12 protein-coding genes and 7 pseudogenes are annotated in these 17342 nt (G+C 58.4%); 11 read left to right on the top strand and 8 right to left on the bottom strand.

Annotated features, from left to right (window positions below; translation table 11 throughout):
• The first annotated feature begins 166 nt into the window (after positions 1 to 166).
• The 5 genes and pseudogenes from C7G61_RS32690 to C7G61_RS32670 all read left to right on the top strand — a co-directional run.
• Complete coding sequence (locus tag C7G61_RS32690) at positions 167 to 481, top strand: helix-turn-helix domain-containing protein (RefSeq protein ID WP_057854146.1); 315 nt, start codon at positions 167 to 169, stop codon at positions 479 to 481.
• Entirely contained in the window at positions 478 to 1722 is a 1245-nt protein-coding gene (locus tag C7G61_RS32685) for a type II toxin-antitoxin system HipA family toxin (protein WP_108521680.1), read from the top strand. The genes C7G61_RS32690 and C7G61_RS32685 overlap by 4 nt, the downstream gene beginning before the upstream one ends.
• A gap of 1574 nt (positions 1723 to 3296) precedes the next feature.
• Positions 3297 to 3896, top strand: a complete 600-nt coding sequence (locus C7G61_RS32680; protein WP_082646336.1) for a GNAT family N-acetyltransferase — start codon at positions 3297 to 3299, stop codon at positions 3894 to 3896.
• Between the two features lie 31 nt (positions 3897 to 3927).
• Positions 3928 to 4135, top strand: a pseudogene (locus tag C7G61_RS32675) (transposase); the annotation flags it as partial.
• A 69-nt stretch (positions 4136 to 4204) separates the two neighbouring features.
• A pseudogene (locus tag C7G61_RS32670) lies at positions 4205 to 4360 on the top strand (IS630 family transposase); the annotation flags it as partial.
• On the opposite strand, the pseudogene C7G61_RS32665 reads toward C7G61_RS32670, so the two are convergent.
• Positions 4361 to 4993 (bottom strand): annotated as a pseudogene (locus C7G61_RS32665) (IS5 family transposase); the annotation flags it as partial.
• A 311-nt stretch (positions 4994 to 5304) separates the two neighbouring features.
• Here C7G61_RS32665 and C7G61_RS32660 point away from each other — a divergent pair.
• The gene (locus C7G61_RS32660; RefSeq protein WP_244608568.1) at positions 5305 to 5610 is read left to right on the top strand and encodes a beta-lactamase family protein; all 306 of its coding nucleotides are present in this window, start codon (positions 5305 to 5307) and stop codon (positions 5608 to 5610) included.
• Positions 5611 to 6029: 419 nt separating this feature from the next.
• Here C7G61_RS32660 and C7G61_RS32655 read toward each other — a convergent pair whose 3' ends face one another.
• From C7G61_RS32655 to C7G61_RS32650, 3 genes are all read right to left on the bottom strand, one after another.
• Positions 6030 to 6461 (bottom strand): hypothetical protein, encoded by a 432-nt coding sequence (locus C7G61_RS32655; RefSeq protein ID WP_057852039.1) that lies wholly within the window; start codon positions 6459 to 6461, stop codon positions 6030 to 6032.
• A gap of 112 nt (positions 6462 to 6573) precedes the next feature.
• Positions 6574 to 6750, bottom strand: coding sequence for a thioesterase, FlK family (locus tag C7G61_RS47580; protein ID WP_420807625.1), 177 nt, complete (start codon positions 6748 to 6750; stop codon positions 6574 to 6576).
• Positions 6751 to 6924: 174 nt separating this feature from the next.
• Complete coding sequence (locus C7G61_RS32650) at positions 6925 to 7854, bottom strand: TauD/TfdA dioxygenase family protein (protein WP_108521678.1); 930 nt, start codon at positions 7852 to 7854, stop codon at positions 6925 to 6927.
• Positions 7855 to 9289: 1435 nt separating this feature from the next.
• Between C7G61_RS32650 and C7G61_RS44125 the strand changes: the two genes are divergently transcribed.
• The 3 genes and pseudogenes from C7G61_RS44125 to C7G61_RS32640 all read left to right on the top strand — a co-directional run.
• Positions 9290 to 9526: a hypothetical protein gene (locus tag C7G61_RS44125; RefSeq protein ID WP_145963727.1), complete on the top strand. Its 237-nt coding sequence runs from the start codon at positions 9290 to 9292 to the stop codon at positions 9524 to 9526.
• Positions 9519 to 9710, top strand: a complete 192-nt coding sequence (locus C7G61_RS32645; protein ID WP_145963726.1) for a hypothetical protein — start codon at positions 9519 to 9521, stop codon at positions 9708 to 9710. Before C7G61_RS44125 ends, C7G61_RS32645 begins: the two co-directional genes overlap by 8 nt.
• 1140 nt (positions 9711 to 10850) lie before the next feature.
• Positions 10851 to 11243, top strand: a pseudogene (locus C7G61_RS32640) (ISNCY-like element ISBva1 family transposase); the annotation flags it as partial.
• On the opposite strand, the pseudogene C7G61_RS47265 reads toward C7G61_RS32640, so the two are convergent.
• From C7G61_RS47265 to C7G61_RS46275, 4 genes and pseudogenes are all read right to left on the bottom strand, one after another.
• A pseudogene (locus C7G61_RS47265) lies at positions 11238 to 11565 on the bottom strand (hypothetical protein); the annotation flags it as partial. The pseudogenes C7G61_RS32640 and C7G61_RS47265 overlap by 6 nt on opposite strands.
• Positions 11565 to 12660, bottom strand: a pseudogene (locus tag C7G61_RS32630) (IS5 family transposase). The pseudogenes C7G61_RS32630 and C7G61_RS47265, both read right to left, overlap by 1 nt.
• 535 nt (positions 12661 to 13195) lie before the next feature.
• Positions 13196 to 13357, bottom strand: coding sequence for a hypothetical protein (locus tag C7G61_RS45030; protein ID WP_190242074.1), 162 nt, complete (start codon positions 13355 to 13357; stop codon positions 13196 to 13198).
• Positions 13358 to 13488: 131 nt separating this feature from the next.
• Positions 13489 to 13978 (bottom strand): annotated as a pseudogene (locus tag C7G61_RS46275) (DDE-type integrase/transposase/recombinase); the annotation flags it as partial.
• A 179-nt stretch (positions 13979 to 14157) separates the two neighbouring features.
• Here C7G61_RS46275 and C7G61_RS32620 point away from each other — a divergent pair.
• Both C7G61_RS32620 and C7G61_RS32615 read left to right on the top strand, forming a co-directional pair.
• A complete protein-coding gene (locus tag C7G61_RS32620) occupies positions 14158 to 14367 on the top strand; it encodes a hypothetical protein (protein WP_108521671.1) in 210 nt (69 codons plus the stop codon).
• 214 nt (positions 14368 to 14581) lie between these two features.
• The coding region (locus tag C7G61_RS32615; protein WP_190242073.1) for an amino acid adenylation domain-containing protein at positions 14582 to 17342 on the top strand (2761 nt) is incomplete at its 3' end.

The raw sequence follows: 17342 nt of genomic DNA, 5'->3' as shown, positions 1-17342 counted from the left end.
CTTCCGAGCGCCAGCACCTGTGCGACTGACCGTCCCAAGCCAAACTGTTCGATAGATACGTTTACGGATCATTTCCTATCCGAAAGATTCGTTTACGTTTCATCTTGACCGATCGAAATGATCTGTCTACGTATCACCCACTGGCAAAATGATCCGGGAACATATCATGACGTCCGCCCCAGACCCCTTGCTCAAGGATCTTGGCATGCACTTTAGAAAGGCGCGCATGGCCGCTGGCTTGTCCCAGGAGCAAATCGCTCTTCGGGCGAACATCAGCAGACCCCGCTATCGGGACATTGAAACCGGTGCCGCTGCCGCCCGTGCAACCACGCTCGTCAACGTCGCCCGCGCCCTTGGCATGGAAATGATGTTGATCCCGCAGGCGATGGTGCCCGCTATTCAGTCGATGCTGCAGCCCGCCGCCGACGATGATGATCGCCCCGCATTCACGTCAGACGTTGAAGAGGAGGAAGGCGCATGAGTCCGACCGTTCTCGCGGCAGAGCGCATCCAGTCGCTCGATATCTCGTTGAACGATCTTCCAGTCGGCACGCTCGTGCGGACGCCGGGCGACTACAATGCGTTCAACCTTTTGCCCGCTTACCGGAACTTAAACAACCCGCCAATCTTCAGCCTGTCGCTTCGCTCAGCGGACGGCAGCCTCCGCCGGGATCCAAAACCCATACGCGGCGCGCTGCCACCGTTCTTTGCGAACCTGCTGCCCGAAGAGAAACTGCGCGAGGCGATGGAAAAGCACCACGCGGCGTCAGTAAGACCAGGAAACGACTTCGATCTCTTGGCTGCGCTGGGGATCAACCTGCCAGGAGCGGTATGCGCTTTGCCGAGTGATGGTATCCCCATTCCAACTGGTCCAGAAGCGGAGGGCAATAAAAAGGCGCGATTTTCGCTTGCCGGTGTGCAGATGAAGCTTTCCGTCATGAAGAACATAGGAAAGGAAGGTGGGATCACACTCGCCGTAGACGGCGAGCAAGGGCAATATATCGCGAAATTTCCCTCGCTCACTCACATCGGGCTTTCGGAAAACGAATTCGCAGTTCTCGCCTTGGCGGAAGCGCTGGGGATGGAAGTGCCGGCACGCGAACTCGTCGACAAGAAGGAGTTCGCCGGCATTCCGGAAGAGTTCAACACCATGTCCACGGGCAAGGTGCTGCTTGTCCGCCGCTTCGACCGCGGCGCGGACGGAGCGCGCGTCCATATGGAAGACTTCGCACAGGTCTTTGGCCGCTATCCGTCGGAGAAATACATTGGCGCAGCCTATCATAATATCGCAGCAGCGCTGAACAGCGGCGTCTCCTTTGATTCAGCCATCGAATTTGTTCGGCGCCTTGCACTCACCGCGGTCACCGGGAACGGTGATATGCATCTCAAGAATTGGTCGCTGCTGTATCCCGGAGACGGACGGACACCAACGCTGTCGCCTGTCTACGACGTGCTTTCAACAGTTCCTTACATCCCAAAGGACGGTATGGCGCTGAGCCTTGCCGGCGAAAAGTCGTTCAAGGCGCTTACTCCAGAGCGCTGGCGCAACTTCGCAAATCGAAGTCGTCTTCCGGAAGGGGCAGTGGTGACAGCCGTAGCCGAGACGGCGGCGACCGTGCGCGACAAGTGGTCGGTTCTTCCAGAACGCGATGTTGTGCCTGCCCAGGTCCTCAGCCGGATCGATGCCCATATCGAAGAAATGGCAAACGTTCTCGATCCGTAGATCCCAACGACCAAGCAGGATCAGGGACGTGAACCTATAAATCCGGAATGGTCCGCAGACTTCCGCTTTGATACGGATTGTGTTGAAAAACTCGAAAATCGCGGGGCTCCGAAAATCTCGCAAGTGTCGCGCATTGGCAATTTCAGCCGCTGCAAAGCTTTGCAGAATCAATACGAGCGCCAGCGATCGTTTTTGGGTAATTGATGTGGTCCCTCATCTCACAGCGAGATAGACGCACCAGCGGTCCTGAGAATTTTCAGTCATCAGCGAACAAGGACTTTTTCAACACAATCATACGTATTCCGGGCTCCAGCCCGGACATCGCGTGAGGTCTGGAAAAGGGCCAGGCTGACCGCCCGACGACCACAGTATCGAGCATGAGATGATGAACAGATGCGGGCTCCCCCAAATGCGCGTTTGCAAGCATTTCCGCAAACCTGCTGTATCAGTCCGTCCCGATCAATTGGCATCGCTCGGGCTACGGCTAATTGATCCTGCGCAATAGGGGCGGAAATCGCTGAATTTCTGCACCATTGGCCGCCAGAGGACGGCCGAAGACCTTGCTCCCGCGCGAACCGAGATATTTTTTGTTCGATGCCGTCTATTCATAATATTTCGGAACGCGATGTCTCTATTATTCGCGAGGCGACTGAGCACAACAGGACGCGCGTGTTGTGGATGTCGGCGGGGGCGTTAGAAGAATATTTCAACAAACGGACGAAGTCGCAAACGCAAGTGATTCAAGTGGACGATAGATGATGCCGCGAAGCGCGGACTGGCGACGATTTGAGAGGGCTTTCAGCGACCATGCGATAGGTGGCCGCAAATCGCTTCGACAGAATGGAGACAATTGTCGTTGGAGGAACAGGAGAGCCGCTCGCTTGCAATCGCGCACGCAGGGAGCAGAATTGTACGAATTCGTTAGGTAACGAGTTCGTGCACGCTGTTCGTCACCGCACGGCAACAAACAATGCGTCTGCTGCGAAATTAAGAAAAATTGAGTATCTCCTCTCAACGAAAAATGGTTCATCTTAGACTCGCGCATTCGAAAATTCTTTGAGAGGATTGATTATCAAGCAATGATGCCGGTCAGGGAGCTCATGATGCGCAACAACATCTTCGACATCGTGATTCCGTTACGCGCAGAGCTTGTTAATGACTTGTGTGCGTCCTTTTGTTGACGCTGCCCAGATGCCGCTGGTCGGCCAGCCGCTCGAGCTGTTCACGAAGGGGGAGAATAGATCGACATGCGCGGGGCTGCTCGCAAACGGTCAGCCGCGCTCCTGCGACGTCCCAGCACGAACACGAGGGCCCCGATGTGGGGGGCGGCACGCAGGTCCAAAGAAGAGAGCGCTCCAGACGACCATGACGATGTGGTCGACAGGTTATCTTTCGATTTTCTGTGATATTTTTGGCCAGGAGCGACACGAACATCTTATCACCTCATTGTGAACTAAGGCGTCATATTAATTTCAACCAGAGGGTGTATCAGCCTCAGGCTGGGTGCTGCAGCAGCTTCCGGCGCCGCTACTGAACTAGCTGGCATGTTGCTTGAGCTTGGACGAGGATGTGACATGGTGACCACGCGCGAAGTGTCTGTCGATGACGTCACAACGGTAACCCACATGGTTGCTGCCCTACTTGCCGAACTTGAGGGCGGCCAAGTGCAGGCCGGACTAGATACCCAGCTTGCTGTCGACCTCCTCATAAAAGAGCGCGTCTATGGGTTTCTGGCTTTCGCGGAGGCTCGTCCTGTGGGCATCATCATGTTGTCGGAAAGCGCGGCCCTTTTTGCGCGCGGAACCTACGGCATCATTACCGAACTCTACGTGGTGCCGGACCAGCGATCGTCTGGGATCGCGATGCGCCTCATTGAGGCTGCCGTGAGCCTGGGGACGGTAAAAGGCTGGGGTCAGCTTGAACTGGGGGCGCCGAGGCAGCCGACGTGGAGCCGCAACCGCAGCTTGGCCTTCTATTTGAAGGCCGGTTTTGCAGAGATCGGCCCACGCCTCAAGTTGCCGTTGCACGGCCTTGGCCAGAGCATTTTCGCCGAACGCTGGCCAGTCTCCCAGGGCGTCCGGACGGGAAGGCTTGCGAGCGGGCCGTTTCTCGAACGTCGCGATAGCTCTAACAGGTTGTTGAAGAAGTCACTAGCGGGCAGGCGTTTGGCATAATTCTCTGGAGTGATTGAATCGGGAAATGGAGATGCGCCGCTCTGACGAGCAGTATGGATCGCTATTCAGCTATGTGGATTTGGAAGCCCGCCTCCGCGGTGATCATCCGCTGCGAACGATCCGGGTAATAGCAAACGCGGCGTTGAGTGTCGAAGGCTTTCACGGCGCTTTACGTGGACTTCGGGCGGCCATCGATCGCACCAGAGAAGCTGCTTCGAGCGGTGGTACTGCAACCCTTCTAGTCATCTGGAACGCAAGTTCGTCACATTATAATGATAGCTCGAATCTCTCTGTAGAGGAGAGCGCTTGTGGCGAATGCAGCTGTGAGAGGCCGGCCGATCGAGCCGTTGGTGCTGAGTGCGCAGGAGCGGACGTACTTGGAGAGACAAGTCCGTCGTCATCGTGTTGCGCGGTCGCTATCTGAGCGGTGCCGCGCGATCCTGCGATGTGCGGACGGCTTGCCAATGCCCCATGAAGGAGAGCTTGGCGCCTTGGCCATCACCTTTGCGATAGAGCCTGGCGTCCGGATCGGTGGTTGATCCATGCGTCTCGTTGGAGCGCTTCTCCTTGTGGAAGCCGCGCTCGCCATTGCGGCCTGGATCCGGCGGCTTGTCCTTGCCGTCCTTGCGTCGGAAGCTCTTCATTGATGCCCACGCCTCGATAAGCGTGCCATCGACCGAGAAGTGATCGTTCGACAGGAGCTGCTTCACCTCAGCCTGGTCCAACACCGCGCCGAAGAATTTCGCCGCCACATCCCCTTCCAGAAGCCGCTTCCGGTTCTTGGTGAATACCGTCACGTCCCAGATCGGCGCGTCCATCGACAGCCCGACGAACCAGCGAAACAACAGATTGTAATCGAGTTGCTCCATCAACTGGCGCTCTGAGCGCACCGAGTAGAACGCTTGTAAAAGCAGCGCCCGCAACAGCTTCTCTGGCGGAATCGAAGGCTGGCCAAGCTTCGCGAAATCGCCTGAGAGCGCCTCACGTGCCCCATCGACAAGCCGCCTAATGGCCCGCAGCGGGTGATCTTTGGGAACCCGCGCCGAGCAGCTCACGTACGAAAAAAGGCCCTCTGACGCCTCATCTTCTCCGCGCATCGGCTGTCCTCTGCCCCGATTCAACAGGACAAAGGAATCACAATCGCAGCCGATCCGCGATACTTTTTCCGCAGCCTGCTAGTCTTAGTCTAGTAGGCAAACCTCTGCACTGACGAGTGGGGGAGAGCGATGTCGTACTGCGCAACCGCTAACCCTCCAGCTAAGGAGCAGTCCCAAACGCTGCATGATGCCGAACACTTCATCGCCAAGCTGCCAAACGCGAGCACGACGCGGCGGAACCTTGGTGGATAAGATTACTGTAGTCCATCCGATCGGCGCTGCCGAAATTGCCGACGTTGCAGTAGCCGGCAATGACCTCTCTGCGATGGAGCGGTCGAAAGTTTGGACAGAGCCTCCATTTGTCAATTCTGGCATTTTGGGCGCCCCCTTCGTTGCGTCGAAGCAATGCAGCGTCTCGCCTCCGTTCCGCTTGTTATCAGCCTGGTACAGGCTGGGAATACTCGCTTACGACGGACGTGCTGAGGGCCGTGATCGAGAAAGTGACGGGAAACAGCCTGGAATCGTTTGTCACCGAGCGGTTCATGACCAAGACGGCGATTATTGGCTCCGGCGCGATCTCGAATCCCATTCGGGAAGCGTTCTATGCGGCTGATTGAGGTTCGACCCCAGCGCTCTTCTGATCACAATCGTCGGATCCGCCCCGCGAGGCTGACACGTTCGAGTTGGGCCCACAAACATCGGTCGAAGGCCAGCGCCAACCCTGTCCGATTCACCCCAGATAGTGTTGCAAAAGTCGAAAGTTGCAGGGCTCAAGATTTTTCGCGAAAGCACTAAGCAGCGAGCGATCGCTGATTCGTATGACCTCAATCGTGGTATCGAAGTTGCCTGTGAATTTTGCGTGAGGCCGTGAGGTCCCTCACATTTTGTATACGAAAGTCGCGCCCACGGCCCGCAGAATTTTGGTCATCGGCGAAAATCGACTTTTGCAACACAATCCCCCAGAAAGTGGACCGCGCGTCCTTAGTGATGGTCTTCGGCTTGGGGCCAATAGCCGGCGTTCAGCTCGCTCCCAGCCCTAATCGCGGGGGCCCTGCCGCGGCTGAGGATTGTTGGCGGGGTTGGTATCGTACTTCGATATTCGCGTGATGAGCCCGCTAGTGGTGAGCGGTTGCAAGTCCGCCTCCAGCGCGTCGGCAATCTCCTTGGCATAGATCTCCCGGTCGTCTACGTAGAGTGCAAAGGATTTCAAATACTTTTCCTTCTTCGCTGGATTCTCAATCGTCGCCTTTGTCCACTGGTAGAGCGGATAGTTTTCGACGCCGTGCTCTTCTGCTGCGGCGACATACTCCGCAAAGGCATCGAACTGGCATTTCGGCGCAGCGCGATGCTTGGCGAGGATATCGAACAGCGGTGCCAGTGCCGGAACACGAAGTTTTCGGCCTACCGATTCCGCCGTGGCGGAATCATTCACATCGAACCTAACCTGATACTGCCAGTGAGAAGCCACGCTATGCTCGCCTTCTGGTCGCACCCGATTATTCTCCTTTTCCCATCGCAAGGCGCTACTGCTTCCTCACGAGCAGATCCGGCATGCATTGTATCACAAGCTGGCCGCAATGTCAGGCCGACCGTTGCGTTAGGAGCTCCTCATTTTTAAGGCACTCGTTGGACGAACGAAGATCGATCACCACCCGTTGATAGGTGCCGCTGCCGATCTCCTCTATCCCGTCGCTTGCCGGCACCTTGAAGTCAACTCGTTTTCCCTCGACGTTGATTACCTCGGCCGTCGCGCACACCTCGTGGCCTACAGGCCGTGGCGGCGAAGGGCTGTACGTCTACTGCAGCGCCGACCCCGCTTTCGATGAGGCTCGCGAAAACCAGATCTTCGTCAGACCCGCGCTGGCCGTTTGACCTCAACTAGCACAAGCAACGAACGCGGGAGCATAGTCTATAGTGAATTTGCGAACGCGTTAGGCGGTCTTCATTGGGCCGCTGCTTGGTGACCTTACGCGCGTTACACTGCACCGGCCATCAATGCTGACGGGCACGTCACCCTCGATGGTGGCGCGACGAACGACGCGATGCTGGTCGCCGTAATCATTGACCGCATAATGGTGTGTGGCGCGGTTATCCCAGATCGCGACATCGCCCTCCCTCCAGTTCCAGCGCACGGTGTTTTCAGGCGCGGTGATATGAGACTGGAATATATCCAACAGCTTTTGGCCGTCATATTTGGGGATGCCAAGAAAACGCTGTACCAAAGCGCCGAGCACTAGCGTCCGCTCTCCGGTCTCGGGGTGGACACGCACCACGGGATGCTCAGTCTCGAAGTTGGTTCTGGTGAAGACCTCGTCAAAATGCTTCTTATCGACCTCGCGGACTCGGGCCATTCCGGCATAGTCGAAGACGTTGCTGTGAACGGCCCAGAGCTCGTCTGCAAGCCGTTGCAGCGGTGGCGGCAGGTCGAGATAGGCGGCCGCGGCGTTCGACCAGACCGTATCGCCGCCGAATAGTGGGATCACAACGGCCCGCAGCACCAAAATCTTGGGATAGGAATCGGCGAAGGTCCCATCGGCGTGCCACACATCGGCCCGGCCACCGCCGCGCGCGGAGTCAAGCTCGAGGAGCGATGCCGTTCCCTTGGCAACGCCGAGCATCGGATGCGGCACCAGCTTCCCGAAACGGGCAGCAAATCGCTCCTGCTCGGCGTCATCGAGATGACCTTGGTCGCGGAAGAAGATCACCTTGTGGTCGAGCAGCAAGCTGTTGAGTGCAGCGATCGTCTGGTCCGGCAAATCGCTCGAGAGCTTGATATTTCTGATTTCGGCGCCGATGCGCGCTGCGCGTTTGACGATATCGGTACGCGGAATGACATTATCGATCAAGGTCGTTTCGCTCATGGATGTTCCAGCCTTTGCGGTTTCTTCACCAAACAAACGCATTCAGCTGCGACCCGGAATGGGTGAACGCTAGATTGCTAATCATCAAAATCCGCGGCAATCGGCCCGTTGGTGCGCTGTTCGTGCGAGGCAAAAGCGGCCACGCATGGATCGCGGCTGATCCGTACCATTTTCGATGGGATACGCCTGAAACTCGCCGGTGCCCCTTGCCTCGGTGCAGCATTAGCTTGATTGAGGATCGACGATCCGGCAGGTTCAACTTCGAAGAGTCTCATCGAGACTGCCTTCGATCATTGGTTTGGTGAAACTTCTCTACGATCGCGGATACGATCTCGTCCTTCCAAGAAGATACGAAGCGCTTGGGTGCGCAGGTGACGTCACCGGGTTTCATAGGCAAACCTCGCATTTAGCAAGTGATCTCCAGCAAGCACCGTGCCAGCCGCGAAAACGAGCCGCGAACGACTACCTGGCGGCAAGAGCGCCAAAGGGATCGGGAAAACCCGGCGCGACGGTCACCAAATTGGGCCGATAATTCGACCAGATAGCCGGCTAGCCCCGATGGCCAGCGCGTGCGAAGAAGCAGCGCCTAACGATACGTGAGGTCGAGCGCCTAGGTCGGGGCCAACGGCACAGCGGCGTATGATCGTCAGGCGTCCGTTCGGATCAGCACGAGAGGCGATAGTCATCAGATGACCTTCCATCTTTCAACATCAGACACGTCGGGTTCAAGACGGAGATGTCGGAGATCTGACAACCTGCAGCGTCGATCCAAAGGCATGCTGGCGGCTACGCGTGTGTTTTCTCTCGTGAAGCAAGGCACACTCCAAATCCGGCACCATCGCGGCACCCCCGATCTCGATGTGGTGGCACCTTTCATTCCCGAGCTGCTCCGGCGATAGCCGACCGCCCGATGCACGTAGATTCAGATCGAGTTACGGGGGGCTGGTCGACAATACCGCCGGCGCATCGTTAGCAGCTCTCCGCGAGTGATCGAAGTTCCCGTCACGAGAGCATCGCGGTTGATGTTTGCCCAGGTCATTCCCCGGCCAATGGATGAAGAGAACCGTGACCCGCCTCGCTGCTAGCGTTCTGTCCCGCAAGTTCGTAGCATGGTTATTGCATGGGTTCCGCGTATCCGATGAAGGAGATATCGATGCGCACCGGACAGGCGAAGGCGATGCTGACGATTTCCAGCGACGAAGACACGCAGCTCACGGCCATAACACGGTCGCGCTCGCTGCCGCGGCGCTGACGCTGCGAACAGAGATCGTGCTGGCCTGCCAACGCGAGCCGAGCAACGTCGTCTTGGCGACGCGGCTGGTGGTCGGCCCCATACGATCGGCAAACGGCCCAATCGCTTTATCGCAAATCGCATCGAGGATCATCTACGATGAGACGCGTACCGGCGGACCCCCGCACGGTTGAGGATGAGGCTGTGGCCGAGCTGATCAGCAAGACACTTGCTCGCAAGCCCAAAGCCGCAATCCATTGGAGCGTGCGCCCATCTAAAGAGACGGAAATTGCCAAAAGCACCGTTCATCGCCTGTTCCAACTCTTCGGTCTGCGGCCTCACTGTACCGGCAGCTTTAAACCCTCGACCGATGCTTTTTTGTCGAGAAGTCCCGCTTCCAGAAGATTGGAAGGCGATGGAGGAGACTGCTCGCATGAGTGACGGGCTTCAAAAGGGCGATGACGCGGCCACCATTGAGGAACTGCTCCAACTGCTAATCAGCATCCTATCGTCAGCAAGGCGGCTTCCGTGCGGCCCAGAAAGCGATGCAGCGTTACGGCAGATAGGGGAACTTCAAAAAGGTGTAGGCGTGGTCCTGCTGAAGCGGTTTTACGATAAAGCATAGCAAGCTCCTTTGCCGTGGGGCAGGGGCTACCTGCGGACAATCTGCCTCAACTCACGACGGAGCCGCGTAAGGCCCGCAACGAGATGTCGGATCTCGCTTGGCGGCTGATGATTCCGGGCGAATCTACACCCCCTGTCGGCCGCCCGGTTGAATCGCTACAGTCAGCAATCTCGGCGAAGCACAGTGGAGCGCGCGGCTTCGGCACATCAGAGTCAAGCTCTTGGGCTGCCGCGAGACTTGGCATCGCTGCACTTCACCTGCCAGGGTGGTGAAGCGGCGAAGAAAATGCAAGGGGCTATCCGCCGAAAGGCGAGAATGCGTAACAGCTCCCATACTTTCCTGCGCGGTCCAGTAAGATGCCGCGGCGATATGCGGCAGAAAGTTCGCTGGTTGCGAGCGGCTTGATAGATGGCGGCCATAACCAGACAGACCTTGAAGGGAGCACATTGAATATCACGCACAACGTTCTCTTCGGATTTCATCTTTTAGACAGCTCGTGCTGAAAAACCATCGGCTATTTTGTTTCAGGGGAGGGTGAGAGATAGACAATGCAAGCGCTAAGCGTCTGCGGACTACCGGGCGGCCGTAAAGTGTCTGAACGCCGCCGAGCGGCGGCGGTTTGCTAGAGCCGGCCACTCGGGTCGCTTCCGAAATCGATCGGTTGTGCCGCCCTTTTCACTCAGCGGCAACAGGAGCTCCAAAATCGTTCTATCGGCACCGGCCGCCATTGAACTCGATAGCTGCATCGTAACTGTCCCGACGCTCAAACGCCTCAAGCCCGGTATGCGAAAAAGCCTGGTACTTTCTACGATGTGTGCTGTGATGATGCCGATCGATTACGCGTGCTCAAAAAGGGGGCCCACCGCCCGCATCGAGTAGTACATCGAGAAGCTTACTGAGGCTGTCGAACCCGTGATCTTGCGGGGCTATCACGGCGCAGCACGACCGACGCCGGCATTTATCACCGTGAGGAACCTCGCACGCATGACCGCGGGGTGATGACCGAAAGATTGCGGGTCATCACCGATGGCGGGCATTCCTATTCCAAAGAACTCGTCGATTTCTTGCAGCATATATTACGTACCGGGTGCCAAAATCCGAACGTGCGCACTGTCGTGCTCGACGGGTCCTACCATGACGATGGAATCGGCCAAGGGCATCTTGAAACGGCTGGCGCTGAAAGGCTTGCGGCAGGAGCTGGAAACGATGATGCCGCTCGTGCGACAGGTGATGCGGCAGACCCGGGAACGCATCTTCCGCGGCAACACACGGGCAGAGGACAAGCTCTTCAGCGTGTTCGAGCCCTCGACGGAGATCATTCGAAAGGGTAAGGCCGGCAAGCCCAACGAGTTCGGCAAGATGGTCAAGCTGCAGGAGGCCGAAAACCAAATCGTGATCGACTACGAAGTCTACGATCGGCGGCCGAGTGATTCGGACCTGTTGGTTCCGGCCATCGAAATCCACCAAGCCAAGCTCGGCCGCACGCCGCGCCTGGTCGCAGCAGACGCCGGGTTCTATTCCGCCAAGAATGAAGGCAGAATCGTCGCCATTGTGGATGTAGAAGTGGCCGAGGAGCCTGTCTGCAGTGGCGATCATAGCCATCCGCGACCGCAGGACGGATCATTCTCGTCGTGCCCTTCCCATGAGAACTCCGCGCACGCCGATCCGTCGCGGGTGCCGTAGCGTACGTCCAAGAAGCTCTTGAGAGCCCCAAACGCGATTTCGCCATTGGACTTGCCCTGGAAGGTGAGATGCGCTTCCTCGAGAAGACCGAGGTACTCGTTGTCCAGACGTCCATCTCGACGATGCGCCAGCGGCCTGCAAAGGCCTTGGCGAAGCCGGGCACCTTGGCCATCAGCCGGTCTCCGCGATCCGCTTGGGCAACCGCACCAGATTGTAGTCGGTGGCAGCGAAGGTAAAGGCCCATGCGACGCGGTCACGGCCACGGAACCGGGTCTTCTGTTGCCCCGGGATCGTCTTGATCCAGCCGAATGCCTCCTCGATCCGCTTCGGATGCGCTGGCTGACAGCATAGCCGCCGTGCCGGGTCGTTCGCCCGTCAATCGTAGAGCGGCGGCCGCTGGTGTTCTGTGCCACATGCGGCGTCACGTTCATCGAGCGCAGCTCGTTGACGAAGTCTTCCACGTCGTAGGCTTTGTCGGCGCCAAGCGTGATCGCTGTCGGTCGGTCAGCACGAGGCTCGATCATGTGCAGCGCGGCCACCCGCTCGGCATGCCCGTCGGCCTGCGTCAGGCAGGCGTCGACCAGCAGACCGTGGCGGTTCTCCATCGCCCGTGCCCAATGAAGCACAGCTTCGTCGCCTTGCCTTTGCCCTTGCGATACAGCCTGGCGTCTGGATCGGTAGTCGAAGCATGGGTGTCGTTCGAGCGTTTCTGGCCGTGGAAAGTCCGCATCGGCATTGCGGCCGCCGCCTTGCGCCGGCGGTTCGCCGGAGCCGTCCTTCGGCTTGATACTCTTCATCGAGGCCCAGGCCTCGATCAGCGTACCATCGACCGAGAAGTCATCACTCGATAGAACCTCTTCACCATAGGCTGCGCCAGCACCGCCGCCAAGAACTTCGCCGCGATGTCGCCTTCCAGCAGCCGGTCGCGGTTCTTCGAGAACACCGAATGGTCCCAGGCTGCGTCGTCGACGCCGATGCCGACGAACCAGCGGAACAGCAGGTCGTATTCCAGCCGCTCCATCAGGAGCCGCTCCGAGCGGATCGAATAAAACGCCTGCAACAGCATCGCCCGCAGCAGCTTCTTCGGCGGGATCGACGGCCGCCCAATCGGCGAATAGAGCGCGGCAAACTCGCGCTCCAGCTCTGACAGCGGCTCGTTCACCATCCTCCGGATCGCTCGCAGCGGATGATCGCGCCGCACCCGCGACTCCAGGTCGACGTAGCTGAACAACTCGCCCGTTCGATTGTCGAGGCAACGCGCACGCACCGTCTCCGAATCTCGTCGGAGCCAATGAATCACGCTCGCCGGCCAAAAACCATCGCGACTGCCTTCAAAGGCGACCGCTATGCGTGTAATCGCGTGCCAAAAGTTTGCCGCCTCCTCGCGCCAGCGGTGTAGCAACCGGAGCAGCGCGTCTTCTTCGTCGGCGCCAAGCTTCTTCAACAGATGACGATCCAGCCCGAGGACGATTTCAGCGACCAGCCAGCTTGAGAGGCTCATGACCGCGATCAGCGTACTATTCTGTTCAAGGACCGTGGAAGACCGGCCGAGATCATTTGCCTTTTGCATGGGGTGCTCCATTGCTCATGACCAGCATCAATACTCTCACGCCTCTGCCGGTCACCCCATAGTATATTCCGTCGCATCCTCGCCTGGCTCAGTAAGCTCTTGCACTTCATCCTGATCGTCCTTTTGCGCGCCTTCGCAATCTCGGTTCGCTCTCAACCCCGCTTGTTAACGGACGACTAAATCTTCAGTTTGGCGCCCGCTGCAATCATCGTGATGCCCGCACCGCGGCGGATCACTCGAGATAGCTGTTCCCCATCCGTACGACGACGTCGCCGATCGCAATCTCGACCTTGATCGCCGGATCGTGACGCTCCTCCGACGGCCCTTCCACAACCAGCGGCAAGGATGTCGACTGCGAGGCTTCGCACGGCAGCAATGCGCCTCTCTGTCCCAAGCGTCATCGCCAATCGGAAACCCGCCAGCGCGCCGCACCGGTCCGACGCACCACCTCGATCGCGATCGGAGACAGAGGGCTTCTTTTTTGCCTGCAGCCTTGCTGCCGCTCATTCTCTTCAAATCGACGATTGATTCGGCGATAGCGTTTGTCGTGGAGTCTCACGGCAAGTCGCAAAGGCTGGCTCGCGCGAAGCTCGACGGAAGTCGACAGTGACGGATCCGGGATAGGGGATGTGGGAAAGTTCGCGACCCGATCGTGAACTGACGGAACCGTTGAGGCTGACGGGACGATTTGAACGCGTCATGATCCGATCGCGTCGCCAGGCCGGCTGATGAGAATTCTCGGACCCGATTGTTGAGAGATTTGTGCTGCGGACGTGAAAGGTCATCTTCGCCCCTGCAGCACCGAACCGAGCTTGTCGCTGATCATCATCACGCGCGGCGACGTGTCGGTGGATTTCAAGAGCTTCTTCATGAGCCGCTGCGCAGCGCGCGAATCTCGTCGGCGCTTGATCAAGACGTCGAGAACGAGGCCATTCTGGTCGACAGCGCGCCAGAACCAATGTTGTTCGCCGGGAATCGAGATAACGACTTCGTCCAGATGCCATTTGTGGCTGCGAGCGGAGCTGGCGAATCCGATCGGAGTGGATAACGCAAGTACGTTAGATGTCCGACAATGTCGGATGAGTGACATAGCAGTGTTAGGGTTAGCATACTGACAGAGAACGATTTCTCCTTTGGCACGATACATGCGTAGTCTCCTCTATAAAGGCGCATTGACTGAGGAGAAGTCGTCCGATGATCACGCTCACCGGAAACTCAGATCAGGCTAAGGTGGCAGCTGCGATTCTGCCGGAGACGATATCTGGAGGCGTGGGGGCCTGCCGGCGACATTGGGAAGATCTGGGCTGCGCGCAAGAGTTTCGGCACCGTCAATACACCCATATTGCGCAAGCGACTGTGGGCGCGGTTATCCCGAGCAAATTCGAACCAGTGTGGCTGATTTGAGTCGCTACGTGGCGCGACGCACGTGGTGGGAACTGCCCAGCTTGATGGATGGACTGCAGGAGCGGTGAAGATGACGTATCGGGCATCTCCGGCGCGCGGGAGCGCCTGCCAACCACGCGATCAGGACAGGCTACCTGAAGCGCGATCGATCTCCTCTACCGTCGTTGTCGGCAGTGGTACGCTCGCTATCAGATGCGCGCAGCTGGCAATTGAGATGGGCCACGTCATTGGTGCAGCGTTGTGTGCCGACGGCGTATTCCGCGATTGGGCTGTTCGCTCGAACATCCCGTCTGTAGCAAGCGTTGAAGAGCTCTCTTCTTTTTTGAAGGCCGCACCGGTAGATTTGGTTTTCTCCGTTGCCAATCCGTTCATATTGCCCGCGGATGTATTGGGGCGGGTTCGTCGAGGTGCTTTTAATTACCACGACGGTCCATTGCCACGATATGCGGGAACGCGCGCGACGTCCTGGGCGCTGCTGGCGCAGGAGACCGAATACGCCATCACATGGCATCGGATCGATGATGGCGTTGATACAGGAGACGTCGTGGTTCAGCGCCAAGTGCTGATTGCGCCCACCGATACGGCACTGACCCTGAACCTCAAATGCTATGAAGTCGCGATAGAGGGCTTCCGTGAGCTTTTAACTGGCTTAGCGAAGGGAGAGCTTACTGCCTATCCGCAGGCACTGGTGAGCCGGAGCTACTTTCCGAGACGTCGACGCCCAGATGCGGCAGGCTGTCTGCGATGGGATCGGCCCGCGCAAGATCTGTCAGCGATGACGCGTGCCTTAAACTTTGGGCCATATCATCCCAATCCATTGGGGCTGTCCAAGGCTTTCGTAGGCGATGAAGTTGTCACAGTCAGCCGCTTGGAGGTGCTGCCTCAACGCTCGGGCCTCCCGGCAGGTTCCCTGCTTGAGGTCCACTCCAGCCACTGGCGGGTGGCGACGGGTACAGAGGATGTCGATGTTTGCTTTGGCAGCTCCGATGGTCAGGTGCTGGACGCGCAAGCCCTCGCCAGGCACTCCAATCTGGATGAAGGTGGTCGCCTTCCTATTTTGAGCGAAGATGAGGCGCGGAGCATAACTGCGAGCCATGAATTGCTGGCGCCTTCAGAGGAGTTTTGGGTACAGCGGCTAGAGCAGCTTAGAATATTGCAGCTTCCTTTGTCGTTGTCCGTGGCTGAGGCGCCGCCCAGATGGCAGTCGAGTTCGTGGTTCATTGCAAGAGCTTTGGCTAAGTTGTCGCCACATGATCGCACGGAATATTTGGTAACGGCATGTCTGATCTATCTCGCCCGCATCACAGGAGAAACAGAGCTTCAATTGGGCTGGACGCCTGTATCGGATGGACCGCTAGCTGGCTCTAAAGCGGTGGAGGTGCTTATTACCTCTGTCGTGCCGATGGAAATTACCGTCGACCTTGCACATGATTTTGAAGAAGTGCGCAAAGCGGTCGCGGCCGAATGCGCTCAGCTGAGGGAACACGGTAGCTTTGCCCGGGATCTTATCGCGCGCTGCCCGGCATTGCGGGGTGTGGAGGCGCTACAGTCGCACCAGCCCTGGCCGATTGGCATCACAATCACCACAGACAGCGGCGCTGGCGATCTGACGACGAGCCAAAGTGCTGGGGCAGCCCTATGCGGCGATTTGCTGACGTTTGAGGTTTCCGCTCTGGATGGGAGCCTTCGATGGCATTTTGATGCAAGTCGGCTAGAGCCGAAGCAGATCGACCGTATGACGCAGCATTTACAAACTTTGTTGTATGGTGTGATGGCCGATGCCGGGCAGCCGGTCGGCCGCATCAACATCCTGCCGGCCGACGAACGCAGCTATCTGCTGGAGGAGTTGAACCGGACGGCGGCGGCCTATCCGTCGGAGCGGTGCATCCATGAACTGTTCGAGCAACAGGTCCGGCGCGCACCCGAAGCGGTCGCCCTCGTCCATGAGGACGAGCGCCTGAGCTATGGCGAGCTCAATGCGCGGGCCAACCGGCTGGCGCATCATCTGATCGCGCTCGGGGTCAGGCCGGATCAGCCGGTGGCGATCTGCCTTCAGCGTAGCCCGGCGATGGTGGTGGGGCTCTTGGCGATCCTGAAGGCGGGCGGCGCCTATCTGCCGCTGGATCCGGCCTATCCGTCTCAGCGGCTGCGCCAGGTGCTGGGCGATGCCGCGCCGCAGCTGCTGCTTTGCGATGCGGCCGGTCGCGCCGCGCTCGGCGCCGAGGCGCTGGCCGATGTGAGCGTGGTCGATCTTACGACAGCCACCCCGGCCTGGGCCGAGCTGCCCGCCTCTGATCCCGAGCCGCGCGCCCTCGGCCTCACCTCGCGTCATCTCGCCTACATCATCTACACCTCAGGCTCAACCGGAACCCCCAAAGGGGCAAAGAATGAGCATCGGGGTATTATCAATCGCCTGGTCTGGATGCAGAAAGCCTACGCTCTCAATGCGACTGATGTCGTCTTGCAGAAGACGCCATTTGGCTTCGATGTCTCGGCTTGGGAATTCTTCTGGACGTTGCTTGAAGGGGCGACCCTGGTGCTGGCACCTCCGTCTGCACACAAAGACCCCGATGCGCTTGTAAACCTTATAATCAGCCAGCGCATTACCACTGCACACTTTGTACCATCCATGCTGGTAAGCTTTATGGACACGAGGGGTGTTGATCGCTGCAGCTCGCTGCAGCGTCTCCTGTGCAGTGGCGAGGCGCTTCCTGCCTCCCTTGTGCACAAGGTTCGGCGCGTATTGCCTTGGACTGGTCTGCACAATCTATATGGCCCCACGGAAGCTGCTATCGACGTTACAGCCTGGAGTTGCCCGGCTGATTTTGATGGGGCTACTATCCCCATTGGCCGTCCGATTGCCAACACGCGTGTGTATCTGCTGGACGGCCATGGCGCGCCTGTGCCGTTGGGGGCGGTGGGTGAGCTTTACATAGGCGGGGCGGGGGTTGCGCGTGGCTATCTGAACCGTGCCG

Source organism: Bradyrhizobium algeriense, assembly GCF_003062295.1.
GTDB classification, from domain to species: domain Bacteria; phylum Pseudomonadota; class Alphaproteobacteria; order Rhizobiales; family Xanthobacteraceae; genus Bradyrhizobium; species Bradyrhizobium algeriense.
This window is presented reverse-complemented; position numbering and strand designations above follow the sequence as displayed.

Excerpts from the sequence above, each read along its gene's own strand:
- C7G61_RS32690 (WP_057854146.1), top strand. The coding sequence starts at position 167 with ATGACGTCCGCCCCAGACCCCTTGCTCAAGGATCTTGGCATGCACTTT.
- C7G61_RS32685 (WP_108521680.1), top strand. The coding sequence starts at position 478 with ATGAGTCCGACCGTTCTCGCGGCAGAGCGCATCCAGTCGCTCGATATC.
- C7G61_RS32680 (WP_082646336.1), top strand. The coding sequence starts at position 3,297 with ATGGTGACCACGCGCGAAGTGTCTGTCGATGACGTCACAACGGTAACC.
- C7G61_RS32660 (WP_244608568.1), top strand. The coding sequence starts at position 5,305 with ATGACCTCTCTGCGATGGAGCGGTCGAAAGTTTGGACAGAGCCTCCAT.
- C7G61_RS32650 (WP_108521678.1), bottom strand. The coding sequence starts at position 7,854 with ATGAGCGAAACGACCTTGATCGATAATGTCATTCCGCGTACCGATATC.
- C7G61_RS32645 (WP_145963726.1), top strand. The coding sequence starts at position 9,519 with ATGAGTGACGGGCTTCAAAAGGGCGATGACGCGGCCACCATTGAGGAA.
- C7G61_RS32620 (WP_108521671.1), top strand. The coding sequence starts at position 14,158 with ATGATCACGCTCACCGGAAACTCAGATCAGGCTAAGGTGGCAGCTGCG.